The organism is Ignavibacteria bacterium, assembly GCA_016873775.1.
Classification (GTDB): Bacteria; Bacteroidota; Ignavibacteria; order UBA10030; family F1-140-MAGs086; genus JAGXRH01.
This window is the reverse complement of sequence record VGWC01000137.1, coordinates 1-2,498: the sequence shown is the minus strand read 5'-3', so window position 1 is coordinate 2,498 and position 2,498 is coordinate 1. Positions and strand designations below refer to the sequence as shown.

The 2,498-nt window shown below is 40.9% G+C and carries 1 protein-coding gene; it reads left to right on the top strand.

Annotation, left to right across the window (positions count from 1 at the left end; translation table 11 throughout):
• Positions 1–707 precede the first annotated feature (707 nt).
• Positions 708–2,498 (top strand): glutamate synthase (locus FJ218_11340; protein ID MBM4167495.1); only part of this gene is annotated, 1,791 nt, incomplete at its 3' end.

Below are 2,498 nucleotides of genomic sequence, written 5' to 3'. Positions count from 1 at the left end.
GCGAGCGATTATCACGTTTCAACATTTTAAAAAAGGAAAGTATCCTTGCGCATTGCATTCATTTGTCGGAAAATAATTATTCTTCGATTCACAAAACGGATTCGTGGCTCGTTCACAATCCGCGTTCGAATATGAATAATAATGTTGGTCACGCACCGCTCCATTTATTTGGAAATCGTGCCGCGTTGGGAACGGATGGTTTTCCCGCAGATATGTTTGAAGAAGCGAGAACTGGATTTTTTAGAAGCAAGGAGCGTGGAGCGGAGAGCATAGAGCATAGAGCAAGGAGACCGGGGAAAGATTTTGCACCCATCTCACATCTCAAATCTCAAATCCCATTGACTTCTGAATTACTTGCAAATGGAAATAAACTTATTTCGGAAATTTTCAATGAAAAGTTTGAAACGTTTGAAAAAAAATCTGTTGCAGATTTTGTTGTATTGAATTACGATTCGCCAACGCCACTGACAAAAGAAAATCTTCCGTATCATTTTTTATTCGGAATGAATTCTTCCAACGTTGAATCAGTAATGTGCAACGGAAAATTTATCGTATGGAATCGCGAACTTGTCGGAGTTGACGTTGAGGCGATCTCAGCAAAAGCCGCGAAGGTTGCGAAGAAACTTTGGAATAAAATTAACCACGGATGACACGAATATATCTGCGAATATTCGCGTAGCATCCGTGTAATTCGTGGTGAATAAACAATGGCAGAACTCGTTCCTATTCCCTTTGAAAAACTTCTCAAACGTATTTACTACGAATACGAACGCAACGATTCTATTTTCGATTTGCCGTCGCGAAAATTTTATCGTGCGAATCCCGAACTTGATTTGTCCGTTTCGTTTTGCGGAAACATTGCATCGAATCCCGTAGGTCCCGCCGCGGGCCCGCATACTCAACTCGCACAAAATATTATTCTCTCGTGGCTTGCCGGTGCGCGAATGTTGGAACTCAAAACCGTGCAACTCAATGATAGACTTCAACTTTCTCGTCCGTGCATTGATATTACGACAATCGGCTACAACACGGAATGGTCGCAAGAATTATTGCTCGATGAATCGCTACGCGAATATGTGAAAGCGAGTATGCTCGTTGAGATTTTAGAAGCGAGTAAAATTTTGAGCGAAGAGCATAGAGCAAAGAGCATAGAGCGCGGAGAGTGGAACAAAGAAATTTTCAACTCAAATCCCACATCTCAAATCGCACATCTCAAACCACGAACCGTTTTCGACATCAGCGTTGGTTACGATTTGCACGGAATTCAATCGAAAGAAATTCGCGCGTGGTTGAATGTGATGAAAAATGCTTCGACAATTATTGGCGGGTTGCGAAAAGAAATTCCCGATGAGTTTTCTTCGTTCAGAAATTTTGATTTCAAAACGGAAATAGGAAACAGCATTACGCTTTCGACATTTCACGGAACACCAGCAAACGAGATAGAACGTATTTGCGAATTTCTCTTGTGTGAAATGGATTTCAACGTGATTATCAAAATGAATCCGCCGATGTTGGGAAAAGAAAAACTCGAACATTTGCTTTTTGAAAAACTTGGTTACACCAACGTTGAAGTAAATCCAAAAGTATATGACGTAAATATTTCTTTTGCTGATGCGATTGATGTTGTAAAGTGTTTGCAAACTGTTGCGGCGAAGAAGAACAAAACCATCGGCGTAAAATTCGGCAACACACTTGAAGTATTTAACAAAGGAAATTTTTTGAAAGAGAATGTGCAATATCTTTCGGGGCAACCGCTGCACGTGCTTCATCTCGCGCTGGTAAATGAATGGAGAAAAATTTTCAGCGGCGAATTTCCTGTTTCATTTTCTGCCGGTGTTGATGCGAATAATTTTGCCGATTGCGTTGCGATTGGACTTGTGCCGATTACGACTTGCACAGATTTACTTCGCCCCGGTGGCTATGGACGATTGCCGCAATATCTTTTGAATCTGGAACGGAGAATGAAAGATGTTGGAGCGAAAACGATTGATGAGTTTATTGTGAAAAGTAATTATGAATTAAGAATTAGGAATTACGAATTAGGAAGCGGTGAACTCGCAACTCGTAACTCGCAACTCAACACTGATTCACACACATCGCATATCCCACATCGCACATCTGCGATTATACAAAACACAACTTTACTTATAGAAAAATCAATTACAAATCCGCGCTACCACTTTTCTTCCAACTACAAACCGCCCCGAAAAATCGGAAGTCATTTGGTGTTGTTCGATTGCATCAGTTGCGATAAGTGTATTCCCGTTTGTCCGAACGATGCGAATTTTTATTTTGAAATTGAACCGACAGAAATTCATTTCAATAATATCGAAATTGCGAACGGAAGTTGGAAAGAAATAGATGGCGGAATTTTTTCTGTAAAAGACAAACATCAAATCGCAAACTTTGCCGATGCGTGTAACGAATGTGGAAACTGCGATGTGTTTTGTCCCGAAGACGGCGGACCATATATTGAAAAGCCGCGTTTCTTCGGCTCG